General features: G+C 69.2%; 17 protein-coding genes. 11 read left to right on the plus strand and 6 right to left on the minus strand.

Annotation, left to right across the window (positions count from 1 at the left end):
- The first annotated feature begins 82 nt into the window (after nt 1–82).
- Nucleotides 83–745, plus strand: coding sequence for a response regulator transcription factor (locus ACFTZL_RS24545; RefSeq protein WP_184590386.1), 663 nt, complete (start codon nt 83–85; stop codon nt 743–745).
- Nucleotides 742–2151, plus strand: a complete 1410-nt coding sequence (locus ACFTZL_RS24550; protein WP_382586647.1) for a sensor histidine kinase — start codon at nt 742–744, stop codon at nt 2149–2151. The genes ACFTZL_RS24545 and ACFTZL_RS24550 overlap by 4 nt, the downstream gene beginning before the upstream one ends.
- A 37-nt stretch (nt 2152–2188) precedes the next feature.
- On the opposite strand, the gene ACFTZL_RS24555 is transcribed toward ACFTZL_RS24550, so the two are convergent.
- From ACFTZL_RS24555 to ACFTZL_RS24570, 4 genes are all read right to left on the minus strand, one after another.
- Nucleotides 2189–2665 (minus strand): MarR family winged helix-turn-helix transcriptional regulator, encoded by a 477-nt coding sequence (locus tag ACFTZL_RS24555; protein ID WP_184590382.1) that lies wholly within the window; start codon nt 2663–2665, stop codon nt 2189–2191.
- A 116-nt stretch (nt 2666–2781) separates the two neighbouring features.
- The gene (locus ACFTZL_RS24560; protein ID WP_382586651.1) at nt 2782–3582 is read right to left on the minus strand and encodes an AIM24 family protein; all 801 of its coding nucleotides are present in this window, start codon (nt 3580–3582) and stop codon (nt 2782–2784) included.
- On the minus strand, nt 3579–4229 hold the full coding sequence (locus tag ACFTZL_RS24565; protein ID WP_382586654.1) for an AIM24 family protein: 651 nt from the start codon (nt 4227–4229) through the stop codon (nt 3579–3581). The genes ACFTZL_RS24560 and ACFTZL_RS24565 overlap by 4 nt, the downstream gene beginning before the upstream one ends.
- A 1-nt stretch (nt 4230) precedes the next feature.
- The gene (locus ACFTZL_RS24570; RefSeq protein ID WP_382586681.1) at nt 4231–4863 is read right to left on the minus strand and encodes an AIM24 family protein; all 633 of its coding nucleotides are present in this window, start codon (nt 4861–4863) and stop codon (nt 4231–4233) included.
- 220 nt (nt 4864–5083) lie between these two features.
- Here ACFTZL_RS24570 and ACFTZL_RS24575 point away from each other — a divergent pair, with 220 nt between their 5' ends.
- The 4 genes from ACFTZL_RS24575 to ACFTZL_RS24590 all read left to right on the plus strand — a co-directional run bounded on the left by ACFTZL_RS24575 (nt 5084) and on the right by ACFTZL_RS24590 (nt 9763).
- The gene (locus tag ACFTZL_RS24575) at nt 5084–5428 is read left to right on the plus strand and encodes a DUF3817 domain-containing protein (protein ID WP_382586656.1); all 345 of its coding nucleotides are present in this window, start codon (nt 5084–5086) and stop codon (nt 5426–5428) included.
- Nucleotides 5425–5718: an MTH1187 family thiamine-binding protein gene (locus tag ACFTZL_RS24580; protein ID WP_189723263.1), complete on the plus strand. Its 294-nt coding sequence runs from the start codon at nt 5425–5427 to the stop codon at nt 5716–5718. The genes ACFTZL_RS24575 and ACFTZL_RS24580 overlap by 4 nt, the downstream gene beginning before the upstream one ends.
- Nucleotides 5719–5947: 229 nt before the next feature.
- Nucleotides 5948–7804, plus strand: a complete 1857-nt coding sequence (locus ACFTZL_RS24585; protein WP_382586659.1) for a glycosyltransferase family 2 protein — start codon at nt 5948–5950, stop codon at nt 7802–7804.
- Between the two features lie 3 nt (nt 7805–7807).
- On the plus strand, nt 7808–9763 hold the full coding sequence (locus tag ACFTZL_RS24590; protein WP_382586662.1) for a galactose oxidase-like domain-containing protein: 1956 nt from the start codon (nt 7808–7810) through the stop codon (nt 9761–9763).
- A 20-nt stretch (nt 9764–9783) separates the two neighbouring features.
- Here the strand turns inward: ACFTZL_RS24590 and ACFTZL_RS24595 are convergent, their stop codons facing one another.
- Nucleotides 9784–10785, minus strand: coding sequence for a glycoside hydrolase family 6 protein (locus ACFTZL_RS24595; RefSeq protein ID WP_382586665.1), 1002 nt, complete (start codon nt 10783–10785; stop codon nt 9784–9786).
- Between the two features lie 184 nt (nt 10786–10969).
- Between ACFTZL_RS24595 and ACFTZL_RS24600 the strand changes: the two genes are divergently transcribed.
- The 3 genes from ACFTZL_RS24600 to ACFTZL_RS24610 all read left to right on the plus strand — a co-directional run bounded on the left by ACFTZL_RS24600 (nt 10970) and on the right by ACFTZL_RS24610 (nt 13646).
- The gene (locus tag ACFTZL_RS24600) at nt 10970–11479 is read left to right on the plus strand and encodes a MarR family winged helix-turn-helix transcriptional regulator (RefSeq protein ID WP_382586668.1); all 510 of its coding nucleotides are present in this window, start codon (nt 10970–10972) and stop codon (nt 11477–11479) included.
- A gap of 43 nt (nt 11480–11522) precedes the next feature.
- Nucleotides 11523–11861, plus strand: a complete 339-nt coding sequence (locus ACFTZL_RS24605; protein ID WP_382586670.1) for a DUF3817 domain-containing protein — start codon at nt 11523–11525, stop codon at nt 11859–11861.
- A gap of 84 nt (nt 11862–11945) precedes the next feature.
- A complete protein-coding gene (locus ACFTZL_RS24610; RefSeq protein ID WP_382586673.1) occupies nt 11946–13646 on the plus strand; it encodes a methylmalonyl-CoA mutase in 1701 nt (566 codons plus the stop codon).
- 8 nt (nt 13647–13654) lie between these two features.
- Here the strand turns inward: ACFTZL_RS24610 and ACFTZL_RS24615 are convergent, their stop codons facing one another.
- Nucleotides 13655–14263 carry a TetR/AcrR family transcriptional regulator gene (locus ACFTZL_RS24615; protein ID WP_382586676.1) on the minus strand — a complete coding sequence of 203 codons (609 nt, stop codon included), beginning with the start codon at nt 14261–14263 and terminating at the stop codon, nt 13655–13657.
- A 233-nt stretch (nt 14264–14496) separates the two neighbouring features.
- Here ACFTZL_RS24615 and ACFTZL_RS24620 point away from each other — a divergent pair, with 233 nt between their 5' ends.
- Nucleotides 14497–15471, plus strand: a complete 975-nt coding sequence (locus ACFTZL_RS24620; protein ID WP_382586678.1) for a tetratricopeptide repeat protein — start codon at nt 14497–14499, stop codon at nt 15469–15471.
- 622 nt (nt 15472–16093) lie between these two features.
- A complete protein-coding gene (locus ACFTZL_RS24625) occupies nt 16094–16738 on the plus strand; it encodes a DUF6230 family protein (RefSeq protein ID WP_361869109.1) in 645 nt (214 codons plus the stop codon).
- Nucleotides 16739–16779 lie beyond the last annotated feature (41 nt).

Consider the following 16779-nt stretch of genomic DNA (forward strand, 5'->3'; position numbering starts at 1 on the left):
GTTCCAAGGTGGCTGACCGAGGCTGAGAGGAACCTGAAGCCCCCTGAAGGGATCTTCAGCTTGGCTTTGCCACTCTTTACCCATGCGCCTGTTGATCGTGGAGGACGAGAAGCGGCTGGCCCTGTCGCTCGCCAGGGGCCTGACGGCCGAGGGGTACGCCGTGGACGTCGTCCACGACGGACGGGAGGGGCTGCACCAGGCCTCGGAGGGGACGTACGACCTGGTCATCCTCGACATCATGCTGCCCGGCCTCAACGGCTACCGGGTCTGCGCCGCCCTGCGTGCCGCCGGGCACGAGGTGCCGATCCTGATGCTGACCGCCAAGGACGGCGAGTACGACGAGGCCGAGGGGCTCGACACCGGTGCGGACGACTATCTGACCAAGCCCTTCTCGTACGTCGTGCTCGTCGCCCGGATCAAGGCGCTGCTGCGGCGGCGTGGGGCCGGGGCCTCGCCCGTGCATGTGCACGGGGATCTGAAGGTGGACACGGCTGCTCGGCGGGTGTTTCTGGGCGAGGACGAAGTCTCCTTGACCACCAAGGAGTTCTCCGTGCTGGAGCAGCTCGTGCTGCGGGCCGGGGAGGTCGTGTCCAAGTCCGAGATCCTCGAGCATGTGTGGGACTTCGCGTACGAGGGTGACCCCAACATCGTCGAGGTGTACATCAGCACCCTGCGGCGGAAGCTGCGGCCCGGGCTGATCCGCACGGTGCGCGGGGCCGGGTACCGGCTGGAGACGTCGCCGTGAGGCGGCTGTTCGGGTCCGTCCGGGCGCGGGCCACGCTGGGCGCCACGCTGGTGGTCGCGGTGGCGCTCGTCGCGGCCGGGGCCGCTGTGCTGCTGTCGCTGCGGTCCAATCTGATCGGCGAGGCCGGGACGCAGGCCGAGCAGTCCGCCCGGGCCGTCGCCTCCGAGCTCGCCGCCGGGACGCCGTACGACAAGCTGTCCGGGCTGGACGGTGACGACGGGCCGGTGCAGGTCCTCGACGAGCACAAGCGGCTGGTCGCGGCCAGTGAGGATCTCCAGAAGATCAGCGGTACCGACTCCGACCAGGTGAAGCCGCAGCCGCCGGCCGCGCCCCGCGGGGACGATGACGACGACGCCGACGACCACGCGGAGGCCCTCGAGCCCGGGGAGATCGCCGGGGAGAGCGTCTTCAGCAACGGGTCCGCGACGATCGACGGTGACGCGGAGGACTACCGGTTCGCCGCCGTGGAGGTGGAGACCCAGGACCGGGGGACCCTCAAGGTCTACGCCGGTTCGCCGCTGGCCGCCGAGCACGGGGCCGTGCGGACCGCGCTGACGGTGATGCTGATCGGGTTCCCGCTGCTGCTCGGCGTCGTCGCGGGTGTGACCTGGCTGGTCACCCGGCGGGCCCTGCGGCCGGTCGAGGGCATCCAGAGCGAGATGGCCGCGATCACCCACTCCGAGGACCTCTCGCGGCGGGTCCCGGAGCCGGACACGCACGACGAGATCGCCCGGCTCGCCAGCACCACCAACGAGACGCTCGCGGCGCTGGAGACCTCCGTGGAGCGGCAGCGGCGCTTCGTCGCCGACGCGTCCCACGAGCTGCGCAGTCCGATCGCCTCGCTGCGCACGCAGTTGGAGGTGGCCGCCGCGCATCCCGAACTGCTGGACCTCGACGGGGCCGTGGAGGACACCGTACGGCTCCAGCGGCTCGCCGCCGACCTGCTGCTGCTCGCCCGGCTGGACGCGGGGGAGCGGCCCAACGAGGCGGGGGTCGACCTCGCCGGGCTGGCCCGGGAGGAGGCCGAGGGACGCACGGGTGTGACGGTGGACGCGGAGCCGGTGGAAGTGGCCGGGTCGCGGGGGCAACTGGGGCGGGTGCTCGCCAATCTGCTCGACAACGCCCAGCGGCATGCCCGGTCGGCTGTCACCGTGAGCGTTCGGCGGGAGGGTGACCGGGCCGTGGTCGGCGTGGCGGACGACGGGGACGGGGTGCCCGAGGCCGACCGGGAGCGGATCTTCGAACGGTTCGTACGGCTGGACGCCGCCCGCAGCCGGGACGACGGCGGTGCCGGACTGGGGCTCGCCATCGCCCGGGACGTCGCCGTACGGCACGGTGGCACGCTCACGGCAGGACAGGGACCCGCAGGCGGAGCCCTGTTCGAACTCCGCCTGCCGCTCGCCTAGGGCCTGTCGCCCGACCGGCTCGGGTGTGCCGTTCGGGTCAGGGGCGCCCGCGCTGTCCGCGCAGGTGCTCCGCGATGGGCTTGAGGGCCTTGTCGAGTTCCGTCAGGGCCTCGGGGGACAGGAGGTCGATGAAGTGCCTCCGCACGGACGCCACATGGTGGGGCGCCACCTTCTGCATCGTCGCCATGCCGTGGTCGGTGAGGACCGCGTAGAGCCCCCGGCGGTCGGATTCGCAGTTCTCCCGCCGGACCAGGTTCGCGTTCTCCATGCGCGTGATCTGGTGCGAGAGGCGGCTCTTGGACTGGAGGGTGGCGGAGGCGAGGTCGCTCATCCGCATCCGCTGGTCCTCCGACTCGGAGAGGTTCACCAGGATCTCGTAGTCGTTCATTGTCAGGCCGAACGGCTGCAGGTCCTTTTCGAGCTGGTACGTCAACAGCCTGTTGACCTCCAGGTGGGTGCGCCAAGCGCACTGCTCCGCATCGGTCAGCCAGCGCGTGGCCGTCTCGGTCTCCATGAATGAAGTCTACCTAAAAGGTTGAAAGGCGAACTAGTGAGGGTTTTCGTGTGACGGCGCACACCTGCCGAACATTGGTGCGCAGGCGTTCGATGTCACACTCCGCAGACTACCGCTCACAGCCCGAAGCGACGCTGGAGGTCCCCCAGCTGTCCGGGAAGACGCGGTGCGCCGGGTTGACCGGGCCGGGGGCCGGATGCCCCGCCGCCGGGCACACCGGCCTGGTGCGGAACGGTCCCCGTGGCCTGCTCGGCCATCAGGGTCTCGGACGACTGGAGCAGCACCGTGCCGGCGCCGACGAACTCGAACTGGTGCTCCTCGCCGGAGACCCCTCCGAGCCCTGTCAGCGCACGTAGACCGCCCATGACGCCGGTCATGTACCCGTGGTCGTAGTGGTGGCAGGGCGAGGGGCAGTCGGCCCATCCGACCAGGGCCTGGGGGTCGACCCGGATCGGGGGTTCCATGAACACCACCGGGCCGTTCGACGCGGCCACGAACTTTCCGGTTCCGATGAGGGTCAGAAAACCCGGCACGATTGATTGCTTCAGCGACAGAGTTGGCTGAAAAGCGAGGAGGTTGCCCGAGCGAATGGTCAGATTGCCGTCCTCGAGGTCGAACGAATTCACGTCGAAGGCCCGGTCGGCGAGGAGCATCTTGCCCGAGCCCTCCGCCACGACCCAGTCGCTCGCGTGCAGAGGCGAATGGAACGACGTACGGACCAGACGGTCCAGCCGGCCGTGTCCGACGCCGTTGAAGTCGATCGAGCCGTAGTAGGCGATCATCTTCCCCTTCTGCAGGAACCACTGGCTCCCCTTCAGTTCCACGCAGAAGGTGTAGGGATTGACGTTGTCGTCGGGCGGCAGCGATGCCGGGTCGAAGACCGCGGGGCCGGTTCCCGGAGTTCCGTAGGTGCTCACAGCTTCTCCTCCGACGCCTGGACGTACACCGCACCGCTTCCGCTGAGCTCCAGTTGGAACGCCTCGCCCGAGCCGCGGCCCACCATGTCCCGCCAGCCCAGGGCGGTGGACAGCTTGTTGCGGACGTCGCCGTGGTGGGCGACGTAGGCCTGGGGGTCCACATGCACCGGCCGCTGGGGCGTGATCGGGATCTCGATCACCCCGCCGTGGGCCATGACCGCGACGGCCCCGTGCCCCTTCAGCGTGGTCGTGAACAGCCCCTGGCCGCTGACCTGGCCGCGGACCATGCCCATGACGCCGCCCTGCGAGCCGAGGAACATCGTGCCCTGCTGGAGCGAGCCCTCGAAGGCCAGCAGGCGGTCCGCCTCGACGTACAGCGTGTCGCCGGCGAGCTGGATCACCTGGATGTGATGCCCGCCGTGCCCGAAGAGGACGGTGCCGCTGCCCTCCACGGTCATCAGGGGCGTGTCCTCGTCCGCCACCCGGCGCCCGATCATCGACATGACCCCGCCCTGCCCGCCTGCGGTATTGGGCGTGAACGACACCTCACCCCGATACGCGAGCATCGCGCCGCGCTGACTGAACAGCCGCTGACCGGGCGTCACCGTCGCCTCGACCATCTTCGCGTTGATCTCCCGGAAGGCCATGTCACACGTCTCCCGCGATCGTGTTCCGCTCGCTCGGCTGCACGTACACCAGCCCGTCCCCCTCGAACCGCATCTGGAAGGCCTCGCCGCCGCCCTCCCCGAACAACGTGCGGAACGTCACACCGGACTGGAACGACTGCCGGAGGTTGCCCTGATGGGCCACATACGCCCCCGGGTCGACGGTCAGCGGATACTGCGGGCTCACCCGCAGCACCACCGCCGGCCCGTCCGACATGATCGCCGCCTGGCCGTGGCCCTCGACGGAGGTCGTGAACAGCCCGTTGCCCTGCGAGGCGCCGCGCAGGCCGGTGAACTCCGTCCCCGTGCGCAGCCCGCCGTCGGTCGCCAGCAGGTTGCTCGACTCGACGTAGAGCTTGTCCCCCTGGAGACCGACCAGGTTGATCTCGGAGGCGCGGTCCGCGAACCAGCAGGTGCCGCGCCCCTTCACCTCCATCAACGTCATCTGCTCACCGGTCAGCCGCCGGGTCACCATGCCCCGGATGCCCTCGCCGCCGCCGCTGAGCTTCTTGAAGGCCATCTCGCCGTCGTACGCGACCATCGAGCCGTTCTTCGCCTTCACGGCATCTCCGGTCATGTCGACGGCGAGCACCTTGTTGCTCTGAAGTCGGAACATCGCCACGTACGGGAAGGTAGCCGCAGGCCGGGCGCTGTGGACAGGGCCCGTGGGTGGAGAAAGTCCCTGATCGCACCCTTAGGGGCCGGGGAGCCGGACCCCGGGCCAAGGGCCCTTCGGCTGTTTGCCACAATGGGCGGGACGCTTGTGCGTGCGTTCACAAACCCTCAGACCGTCCAGCCCGTTCAGACCGCCGCGTCTCTCCCACCGAAGGTGACCCGTGGACCTCAAGACCGCCACCGCCCTCCGCCGCCTCCGCCTGGTCTCGGCACCCGAGGCGATCTCCTTCCTTCTCCTGCTGGCCTGCTCGGTGCTGAAGCGGACCACGGAGTTCAATGCCGTGCCGGTGATGGGCATGGTGCACGGTGTTCTGTTCATCCTGTACGTGATCTTCTGGGCCGACGCGTGGAACCGGACGAAGTGGTCGGTGAAGACCGCCGCGCTGTACTTCGTCCTCTCCGTGCTGCCGACCGGCGGCTTCTTCGCCGACCGCAAGCTGCGGCGTGAGGCCGAGGACGCGGTCATCGCGTCCCGGGCACGCAAGGAAGGGGCTGTGAGCGCGTGATCGTCGCCTTTTCCGTGACGCCGCTGGGGGTCGGTGAGGACGTGGGGGAGTACGTCGCCGACGCGGTGCGGGTGGTCCGTGAGTCGGGGTTGCCTCACCGGACCGATGCGATGTTCACGTCCGTCGAGGGGGAGTGGGACGAGGTCATGGACGTCGTCCGGCGTGCGGTGGCCGCGGTCGAGCGGCGGGCGCCCCGGGTGTCTCTCGTCCTCAAGGCGGACATCCGGCCCGGGGTGACGGATGGTCTGACCTCCAAGGTCGAGACGGTGGAGCGGCATCTCGCCGAGTAGGCGTATTCGAGAGCAGCAGTCACGAAGGGAACCCTGGTCCGATGCGGGCCGGGGTTCTTTTCGTGCCGGGCCCGGGTGGCACCCCCACCAAAGTCGCTGAGGCTGCCGCGGGCATATGCGGAACCCCACCCACCTGGACGCTCTCAGTTCGACAGCGCCCCAAAGGTCCACTTTTGTATGGGTATCGAGGTACCGCGCTTCGATCAGGCCTCAATTACTGGAGGGCGCTGTGCGGCCGGAGGGCTACGACTACGACTCCTACAGCCGACTCGCCGGACCGCTCACGGAGCCGTCCGGTGAGGAGTACCGGGTGCAGTACGTCTCGCTCCTCGCCCGCGAGCCCCGCCGAATACGAGCCGTCCTCCTGATGACCCTCGCACCACTGCTCACCGGCGCCCTGATGGTCTACCTCGTCTGGCCCACCCACTGGGTGGAACGCGAGGGCGCCCAGCGCTGGCTCATCGGTCTCGACGTCACCATGTTGATGGCGATCGGCCTCATCGAACTCTTCATGCTCGTCAACGTCGCCTCCGTCGCCCACGCCACGATCGTCGCCTGCGACCCCGTCCCCGTAGTCCCCGAACCGGACACCCGCGTCGCCTTCCTCACCACCTACGTCCCCGGCAAGGAACCCCTCGCCATGGTCCGCGCGACCCTGGAAGGAGCCACCCGCATCCACCACACCGGCACCCTCGACGTCTGGCTCCTCGACGAGGGCGACGACGCCGAGGTCAAGGCCATGTGCGCGGAACTGGGCGTACGCCACTTCACCCGCCACGGCATCCCCGAGTGGAACCGGGACTCGGGCGTCCACAAGGCCCGCACCAAGCACGGCAACTACAACGCCTGGATCGCCATGCACGGCGACGGGTACGACTTCTTCGCGTCCGTCGACACCGACCACGTCCCGCTGCCCAACTTCCTGGAGCGGATGATGGGCTACTTCAGGGACCCCGACGTGGCCTTCGTCGTCGGCCCCCAGGTGTACGGCAACTACCACAACCCCGTCACCAAGGCCGCCGAGTCCCAGCAGTTCCTCTTCCACGCCCTCATCCAGCGCGCGGGCAACCACTATCGCGCCCCCATGTTCGTCGGCACGAACAACGTCGTACGGATCTCCGTCGTCAAGCAGATCGGCGGGCTGTACGACTCCATCACCGAGGACATGGCCACCGGCTTCGAGATCCACCAGCACCGCAACCCGGGCACGAACCGCTTCTGGCAGTCCGTCTACACCCCTGACGTGCTCGCCGTCGGCGAGGGCCCCGCCTCCTGGACCGACTTCTTCACCCAGCAGATGCGCTGGTCGCGCGGCACCTACGAGACGCTCATCACGCAGTACTGGAAGGCGCCCCTCAGCATGCCGCCGGGCCGTCTGCTGTCCTACACGCTCATGCTCGTGTACTACCCGATGACGGCCGTCAACTGGTTCCTCGGGATCTTCAGCTGCTTCCTCTTCCTCTGGTTCGGCGCCTCCGGCACCGAGGTCGCCGTGTCGGTCTGGATGATGCTCTACAGCGACGCCGCCGCCTGCCAGATCGGGCTGTACCTGTGGAACCGCCGGCACAACGTCTCACCCCACGAACCGGAGGGCTCGGGCGGCCTGGCCGGCATGGGGATGTCGGCCCTGTCCGCGCCGATCTACCTCAAGTCCCTCACTGAGGCGGTCATGCGCCGCCCCAGCCGGTTCGTCGTCACGCCCAAGGGCAACGACGCCTCCCCCGACCAACTGGCCACCTTCCGCATCCACCTCTTCTGGGCGGCCCTGCTGGCCACGTCCCTGGCCGCCTCGGTGGCCCTGGACCACACGCATGCCGCGATGCGCACCTGGGCCGTGCTCGGCATGGCCATCTCCCTGGCACCGGCCGCGGTGTGGGCCGCCACGGCCTGGAAGGACCACCGGGAGCGGCGCCGGCAGCTCACCCACGCCGACGCGCAAGCACCGGCACAGGAACAGGCACACGACCTGGCACCCCCGCACCCGCACCCACGCGCGCCCGAAGGCAACGAGCCCGCCCCGGCCCCCGCCCTCGCCACCGCGTCCCCCGCGGCCCCGGTCTCCGGCACCACGACAGGAGGCAGCTAGGCCATGGCCTACCAGCTCTCGCAGAAGACCAAGAAAACCGTCCTGGGTATCGGCGGCATCGCGGTCCTGGCGGGCCTCAACGCCCCGGCCGCGCTGGACTTCGTCTCCACGCAGTACCACGAGTACAAGATCGCCCAGCCCGAGTACATGGCGAAGTACGGCTCCTGGACCCAGCTCGACATCCCGGAGGAGTACCGCACCAACGCCATCCACGCCGCCCTGCTGCACACGGGCAAGGTGCTGATCGTCGCCGGGTCGGGCAACGAGCAGCGCAAGTTCGACGCGGGCGAGTTCGACACCATCCTGTGGGACCCGGAGAAGAACACCTACAAGAAGATCCCCACCCCGGAGGACTTCTTCTGCGCCGGCCACGCCCAGCTCCCCGACGGCCGCCTGCTGGTGGCCGGAGGCACCGCCCGCTACGAACGCCTGGGCGCCGAGGTGACCCGGGCCGGCGGCGGCATGCGCGTGAAGAACGAGAGTCCCGACAAGGCGGTGTTCCTGAAGAAGGGCACCCGCTTCCGCTCACCGGCCGGCTTCGAGTACGCCACCAAGTTCGACGTCACCGTCCCGAAGGCCAAGCGCAGCCAGAAGATCACGTACAACAACCGCGGTGTGATGCAGCCCTGGAAGACCAAGGTCACCGCCAGCGAGGCCCGCGTCTGGGTGGAGGCCGTGGACAAGGGCCCTCTGTCGGCCACCCAGAAGCAGGCGCAGTACGCCATCGTCGGGCTGACGGGCAAGGCCGGCGACAACGCGTACGGCCTGTCGGAGAAGATCACCCTCGACAAGCAGGACTTCCAGGGCATCCGCGGCGCCTACGAGTTCGACCCGAAGGCCGAGAAGTACATCCCCGTCGACCCGATGGACAAGGCCCGCTGGTACCCGACGCTCGTCGGCCTCGACGACGGCCGGGTCCTGGCGGTGTCCGGCCTGGACGACGTCGGCATGATCGACCCGGGCGACAACGAGATCTACGACCCGGAGACCAAGAAGTGGTCGCCGGGACCCAAGCGGTACTTCCCGACGTACCCCGCCCTGTTCCTCACCAAGGGCGGCAAGCTGTTCTACCCGGCCTCCAACGCCGGTTACGGGCCCGCCGACCGGGGCCGGGTGCCGGGCCTGTGGGACCTGGAGAAGAACACCTTCCGCAAGGTGCCGGGGCTGACGGACCTCGACCAGACCGAGACCTCGGCCTCCCTGCTGCTGCCCCCGGCGCAGGACCAGAAGGTGATGATCCTGGGCGGGGGCGGCGTAGGCGAGTCGAGCAAGGCGACCCCGCGCACGGCCGTCGTGGACCTGAACAAGGACAACCCGGCCTTCCGGGACGGCCCCGACCTGCCGCAGGGCACGCGCTACCTGAACAGCGTGATCATGCCGGACGACACGGTGTTCACGTCCAACGGCTCCAGGGACTACCGCGGCCGCAGCGCCAGCAACATCCTCAAGGCGCAGTTCTACGACCCGAAGAGCAACGCCTTCCGGGAGGCCGCCGCGCCGAGGGTGGGCCGCAACTACCACTCCGAGGCGCTGCTGCTGCCCGACGGCAGGATCGCCACCTTCGGCTCCGACCCGCTCTTCGACAACCAGCAGAACACCAAGCTGGGCCACTTCGAGCAGCGCATGGAGGTCTTCACTCCGCCCACGCTGCACAAGAACCCCCGGAACCGCCCCGTACTGAAGGGCGGGCCTACGAGGCTGGACAAGGACCGCAGCATCACGTTCCGTACGGACCACCCGGAGCGCGTGGCCGAGGCACGGCTGATGCGGCCCAGCGCGGTCACCCACACGACCGACGTCGAGCAGCGCTCCATCGAGCTGGACATCACCAGGAAGGGCGGCGCGGTGACGTTCGAGGTACCCCGTGACCCGGCCCTGGTCCCGCCCGGCTGGTACATGCTGTTCGTGACGGACGGCCAGGGCACGCCCTCGCGGGCCAAGTGGATCCACGTGGAGTGAGCGAGGGGGGAGGGGCCGGATCAGTCCTCCGCGTTGCGCGCCAGCTCCAGGGCGTACTCCGGCCACCAGCGTCCGGCGTCCGGGCCGCCCTCGCAGTCTCCGTCCGACTCGCCGGGCCGCTTGATCCACAGATAGGCGTCCAGGGTCCGTTCGCCGGTCTGGGTCGTGGGCGGGGTGCCGAGCGCCCGGCCCGGCGGGTTGCACCAGACGCCGGGCAGGGGGCCGTTGCCGTTGCGGCTGGTGTCGACGACGAAGTGCTTGCCGTCGAGGGCCTCGGCGAGCCGGATGCCGTACTCCGTGGTCTCGTCGTCGGTCTGGAAGTTGGAGACGTTGAGCGCGAAGCCGTCGGCCTGTTCGATCCCGGCCCGCTGCAGCGGCTCCACCAGCTTGTCCGGCTCCCGGATCCAGTCGGCGTTGCCCGCGTCCAGGTAGACCTTGGTGTTCGGCTGCTGTTTCAGCCGGGTGATCGCCTCGCTGAGCAGTTGTTCGCGCTCGGCGTGGTACTCGCCGGGCGTGCAGCCGTCCACGATGTGCGCGACCGCGTCGGGTTCCAGGACGACGAGGGCCTCTGCCTCGCCGAGGGCGTCGGCGAACTGCCCGATCCACTCCCGGTAGGCGTCAGCGTCCTCCGACCCGCCCGCCGAGTGCTGGCCGCAGTCCCGGTGCGGGATGTTGTACGCGACGAAGACCGCCGTCTTCCCCTCCTCGCTCGCGGCCGAGGCGGCCGCCCGCACCGTCGGTGCCGGATCGGTCTCGCCGGGCGGCCACAGCGCGGCGGGCCGGTCGGAGATCCGCCGGATCAGCTCGGCGTCCTCCTCCCGGTCCTGCTGCTGCCAGAGCTGTGCCTGCTGGGCCGCGGGGCTCTCGGGGTCGACCCAGAAGGGAGAGCCGGCCGCGTAGCCGGCCTTCGTGGTGTCGTCGCCGGTGTCGGACGCCGTGTCGGTGCGGCCGTGAGCGGACGAGCAGCCCGCAGCGAGACCGAGTACCGCGAGGGTCGCGAGGGCGTGGTTCAGCCGTCTCATGCCGCTCCCTGTGAGGAAGGTGACGTTCGGTGATGAATCGGATGCCAATAGTTACATACTCGTATGAATCGCCATCTAAAGGACATGACCTTGCCCTGCCCCCGGATGGCGCAGCCGGAAGGCGGGCGGACCGAAGGGCGAGACGGGGCTGACCACCATGTGACCGGCCGGTAAGGTCGGGTTCGTGCCGAAGCCGCTCAGTCTCTCCTTCGATCCGATCGCGCGCGCCGACGAACGCTGGAAGCAGCGCTGGGGAAACGTGCCGTCCATGGCCGCGATCACCTCGATCATGCGCGCCCAGCAGATCCTCCTCGCCGAGGTCGACGCGGTGGTCAAGCCGTACGGGCTGACGTTCGCGCGCTACGAGGCCCTGGTGCTGCTCACCTTCTCCAAGTCCGGCGAGCTGCCGATGTCCAAGATCGGCGAGCGGCTCATGGTGCACCCCACGTCCGTGACGAACACCGTGGACCGGCTGGTGAAGTCGGGTCTCGTCGACAAGCGGCCCAACCCCAACGACGGGCGCGGCACCCTCGCCAGCATCACCGAGAAGGGCCGCGAAGTGGTCGAGGCGGCCACCCGCGACCTGATGGCGATGGACTTCGGGCTCGGGGCGTACGACGCCGAGGAGTGCGGGGAGATCTTCGCGACGCTGCGGCCGCTGCGGATCGCGGCGGGAGACTTCGAGGAGCAGTGACCCGGGGCAAGATCCCCCGGAACGGGTCGTTACGCTCGACGGCATGAAAAAGAGCGTGCTGACCCGCTACCGCGTGATGGCCTATGTCACCGGCGTGCTGCTGGTCCTGCTGACCCTGGGCATGATCGGCAAGTATGTGCTCGACCTGAACGGCGCGGCCGACTTCACGCGCGTCGTCAGCATCGCGCACGGCTGGCTGTACGTCCTGTACCTGGTCTTCGCCTTCGACCTGGGCTCCAAGGCGAAGTGGCCGGTCGGCAAGCAGGTGTGGGTGCTGCTCGCCGGGACCGTCCCGACGGCCGCGTTCTTCGTGGAGCGCAAGATCAGCCACGAGCTCGAGGCCAGGCTCGCGGAGGACTCGCCCGCGCCCGTCAAGGCGTAGCCGGCGCGACCCCACCGCCGTACGGACGAACGTGCGGCGGTCTGCCATCGACATTTACTTGGACGTCCTAGTAAATTCGAAGGTATGGACGCTGACGCCATAGAGGAAGGCCGCCGTCGCTGGCAGGCCCGGTACGACGCCGCGCGCAAGCGCGAGGCCGATTTCACCACGCTCTCCGGCGACGCCGTGGAACCGGTGTACGGGCCGCGGCCCGGAGACAGGTACGAGGGGTTCGAGCGGATCGGGTGGCCCGGGGAGTACCCCTTCACCCGCGGCCTGTACGCGACCGGCTACCGGGGGCGTACCTGGACCATCCGCCAGTTCGCGGGGTTCGGCAACGCCGAGCAGACCAACGAGCGCTACAAGATGATCCTCCGCAACGGCGGGGGCGGGCTCTCGGTCGCCTTCGACATGCCGACGCTCATGGGCCGCGACTCCGACGACCCGCGCTCACTGGGCGAGGTCGGGCACTGCGGGGTCGCCATCGACTCGGCCGCCGACATGGAGGTCCTGTTCAAGGACATCCCGCTGGGCGACGTGACGACGTCCATGACCATCAGCGGGCCGGCCGTGCCGGTCTTCTGCATGTACCTGGTGGCGGCGGAACGCCAGGGCGTCGACCCGGCCGTCCTGAACGGCACGCTCCAGACGGACATCTTCAAGGAGTACATCGCCCAGAAGGAGTGGCTCTTCCAGCCCGAGCCGCACCTGCGGCTCATCGGCGACCTGATGGAGCACTGCGCGGCCGGCATCCCCGCGTACAAGCCGCTGTCCGTCTCCGGGTACCACATCCGCGAGGCCGGGGCGACGGCCGCGCAGGAGCTGGCGTACACGCTGGCGGACGGCTTCGGGTACGTGGAACTGGGGCTGTCGCGCGGGCTGGACGTCGAGGTCTTCGCCCCCGGGCTCTCCTTCTTCTTCGACGCGCACGTCGACTTCTTCGAGGAGATCGCCAAGTTCCGTGCGGCGCGCCGGATCTGGGCGCGGTGGATGCGGGACGTGTACGGGGCGCGGAGCGAGAAGGCGCAGTGGCTGCGCTTCCACACCCAGACGGCCGGGGTCTCCCTCACCGCGCAGCAGCCGTACAACAACGTCGTACGGACCGCCGTGGAGGCGCTGGCGGCCGTGCTGGGCGGGACCAACTCGCTGCACACCAACGCCCTCGACGAGACGCTCGCGCTGCCCAGCGAGCAGGCGGCGGAGATCGCGCTGCGGACGCAGCAGGTGCTGATGGAGGAGACCGGGGTCGCCAACGTGGCCGATCCGCTGGGCGGTTCCTGGTACATCGAGCAGCTCACCGACCGGATCGAGGCCGACGCGGAGAAGATCTTCGAGCAGATAAGGGAGCGCGGGCTGCGGGCCCACCCCGACGGGCAGCACCCGATCGGGCCGATCACCTCCGGGATCCTGCGCGGGATCGAGGACGGGTGGTTCACCGGGGAGATCGCCGAGTCGGCGTTCCAGTACCAGCGGGCGTTGGAGAAGGGGGACAAGCGGGTTGTCGGGGTCAACGCCCACCACGGGTCCGTGACCGGGGATCTGGAGATCCTGCGGGTCAGTCATGAGGTGGAGCGGGAGCAGGTGCGGGTGCTCGGCGGGCGGAAGGCCGGGCGCGATGACGCGCGCGTGCGGGCCGCGCTCGACGCGATGCTGGTCGCCGCGCGCGGTGGCGCCAACATGATCGAGCCGATGCTGGAGGCTGTGCGGGCCGAGGCGACGCTGGGAGAGATCTGCGGGGTGCTGCGGGACGAGTGGGGGGTGTACACGGAGCCTGCCGGGTTCTGAGGAGCCGGCTAGGCCAGTCCCTGGAGCAGTACCCGTGTGAAGCCGCGGACCCATTCCTCGTCCGCCGGTTCCGCGCTGACCAGGGTGCGGTGGACCACCGCTCCCGCGACCATGTCGAAGATCAGGTCTGCCGTGCGGGCCGCCGACTCCGGGTCCGGCTCGGGGGGCAGTTCGCCTCTCGCCTGGGCCCGGGAGCGGCCCTCCACGACCAGGCGTTTCTGGCGCTCGACCACCGACGCGCGGATGCGTTCGCGCAGCGCGTCGTCGCGGGTGGCCTCCGAGACCACCGCCATCAGGCCGCTCTTCGCCTCCGGGCGGGCCAGGATCGTGGCGAACTGGAGGACGACGCCCTCGATGTCCGCGGCCAGTGAGCCGCTGTCCGGCAGCTCCAGCTCGTCGAAGAGCTCCGCCACCGCGTCGACGACCAGCTCGTTCTTGCCCGCCCAGCGGCGATAGAGGGTCGTTTTGGCAACCCCGGCTCGGGTTGCGACGTCTCCCAGGGTGAGCTTGGACCAGCCCAGCTCCACGAGAGCCTCACGCGTCGCGGCCAGGATCGCGGCGTCCGCCGCGGCGCTGCGCGGGCGCCCCGTGCGGCTGGCTGGGCTGCGACTCTGCATGCCATGACCATAACGGGCGGTTCCTGTGAGGCCGTGAGGGAGATCACCGGGGGGTGGTGGTCCGCCGGTCCGGCGTGGCATTACGCTACGTCTCGTAGCGAAAGCCCGTGAAGGACGTACACGGGCTTCGGCGACACGGCGTGGGGTGGGGACCCGGCGCCGAACGGGACCCGACCAGCCCGGCTTTCACACCGTTTTTCACACGCGCGCGCAGTACGGGGGAGGATAGACGCATGCAGCCACGGAACATGTCCATGAGCGGAGTCGTCGACCTCGCCGCGGTGAAGGCGGCCCAGGAGGCCAAGACGAAGGCGGAGCAGGCACGCGCCCAAGCCGCCCGGGAGGGCGGCGCGGGGGCGATCTCCCCGGCCGACCTCGTCATCGACGTCGATGAGGCGGGGTTCGAGACCGAAGTCCTGCAGCGGTCCGCCGAAGTCCCCGTCGTCATCGACTTCTGGGCCGAGTGGTGTCAGCCCTGCAAGCAGCTGAGCCCGGTCCTGGAGCGGCTGGCCGTCGAGTACAACGGCCGTTTCCTGCTCGCCAAGATCGACGTCGATGCCAACCAGATGCTGATGCAGCAGTTCGGCATCCAGGGGATCCCCGCGGTGTTCGCGGTCGTCGCGGGGCAGGCGCTGCCGCTCTTCCAGGGGGCCGCGGGCGAGGAGCAGATCCGGGGAACCCTGGACCAGCTTGTGCAGGTCGCCGAGCAGCGCTTCGGCCTGACCGGCCTCACCGTCGACCCCGACGCCGATGCCGGCGGCGCCCCGGCGGCTCCCGAGCGCCCCGCCGGTCCGTACGACGCGCTCCTCGAGGCCGCCGTACAGGCGCTGGACTCGGGCGATCTGAGCGGTGCCGTCCAGGCGTACAAGAACGTACTGAACGAGGACCCGGGCAACGAGGAGGCCAAACTGGGTCTCGCCCAGGCCGAGTTGCTCCAGCGGGTGCAGGGCGTCGACCCGCAGCAGGTGCGCAAGGACGCGGCAGACAAGCCGGCCGATGTGCAGGCGCAGATCGCCGCCGCCGACCTGGATCTGGTGGGCGGCCATGTCGAGGACGCTTTCGGCCGTCTGATCGAGACCGTGTCGCGCACGGTGGGTGACGACCGGGACACCCTGCGGATGCGACTGCTGGAGCTCTTCGAGGTGGTCGGACCCGAGGATCCGCGGGTGATCGCGGCACGCAGGGCCCTGGCACGCGCCCTGTTCTGACCAGTCGTTAAACACGCGGGCTTGTGGTGCCCACGTGAAAGATTTGCCCACAGAGCGTCACTGCGGCCGCGCTTTACCAAAACTTGGTAATCGCGGCCGCTGTTACTGCGAGTAAGTCGCGGGCGTTGATCTGTCGGTTTCTGTCCATCGATCAACAGCTTTGTACCGCCGGTCGGGACCACCCTGTGTCGTCGGCCGAGACCGATGGGTCGTTGTTCGGTTATACGGCCGTTACTAGCCAGTAACGAACCCCCTTGTGCGGGCGGCGAGAATGCACCACGATCGGCCACGCTCGGTCCATTCCCGTACCCCGGCAGCCGGTTGGGTCGCGGGACGTCCTGGGTCCCCACCGAGCAGAGCCGGCGGCAGTGGCGCCGGCTCTTGGACAGGGGGGTCTTCGCCCACCCGGCGAAGCCTGTCCAGCAGGGTTGTGCGTGATGCGTGTCAGGCGCGACCAGTGGTTGTCGCTCGGGGGTGATCGCCGGTGATTCGGGCGCGAGTTGCGCCGCCGAGTGCAGGCGCTCTCCTTCCCGAGGACGTAGCACTTCTCCCATCCCTGCCCGGCTGAGCCGCCATTCGGGGCGAGCCAGGGCAGGAGATGTACGTCCGAGAAGGAGGAAATATGGAGTCCCAGGTGCGTGGCGGGACCAGATGGAAGCGGTTCGCTGTGGTCATGGTGCCCAGCGTCGCCGCTGCGGCATGTGTGGGTGTCGGTCTCGCACAGGGTGCGCTGGCCGCGTCGTTCAGCGTCTCCGGCCAGCAGTTCAAGGTGTCGGCCAGTCACCTGCACGGTGAGGGTTTCGCGCAGTACGGCGGAATCGACAGCGTCTACACCTCGACCGACGGTGACAAGAAGACGCAGGTTCCCGTCGCGATCTCGTCGTTCGACGACGCGACGATCAGCAAGATGTGCCAGTCGGTCGCGACGCCGATCCCCCTCATAGGCAAGACGGTCTACCTCCGTCTTGAGGCGGGGAACGACGCCAAGAAGCCGGTCACGGCGGAGAACCTCTACATCGACGTCGCCCAGCTCGACGCCGATGCTGAGTTCAAGAACATCGACATCGGTGTCGCGGTCAAGGACAAGACCCGTGGTCCTGCGGTCAAGGACACGAAGACCACGCTGCCGGGCGGCTTCGCCCAGCAGGCCGAGTCGGCCGACCTCTACGGCGTCAAGCAGACGGCGTGGGCGACCACGGCCGGCACGTTCAAGCTGAGCGGCCTGTCGATGAAGCTCGGCACGGACAAGGGCATGGAGTGCTACTGACAGCCTCCGTCCCACGGGTGTCCGGGGGCGGCTGACCCGTC

This window comes from Streptomyces sp. NPDC056948, assembly GCF_042674225.1.
Lineage (GTDB): Bacteria > Actinomycetota > Actinomycetes > Streptomycetales > Streptomycetaceae > Streptomyces > Streptomyces purpurascens.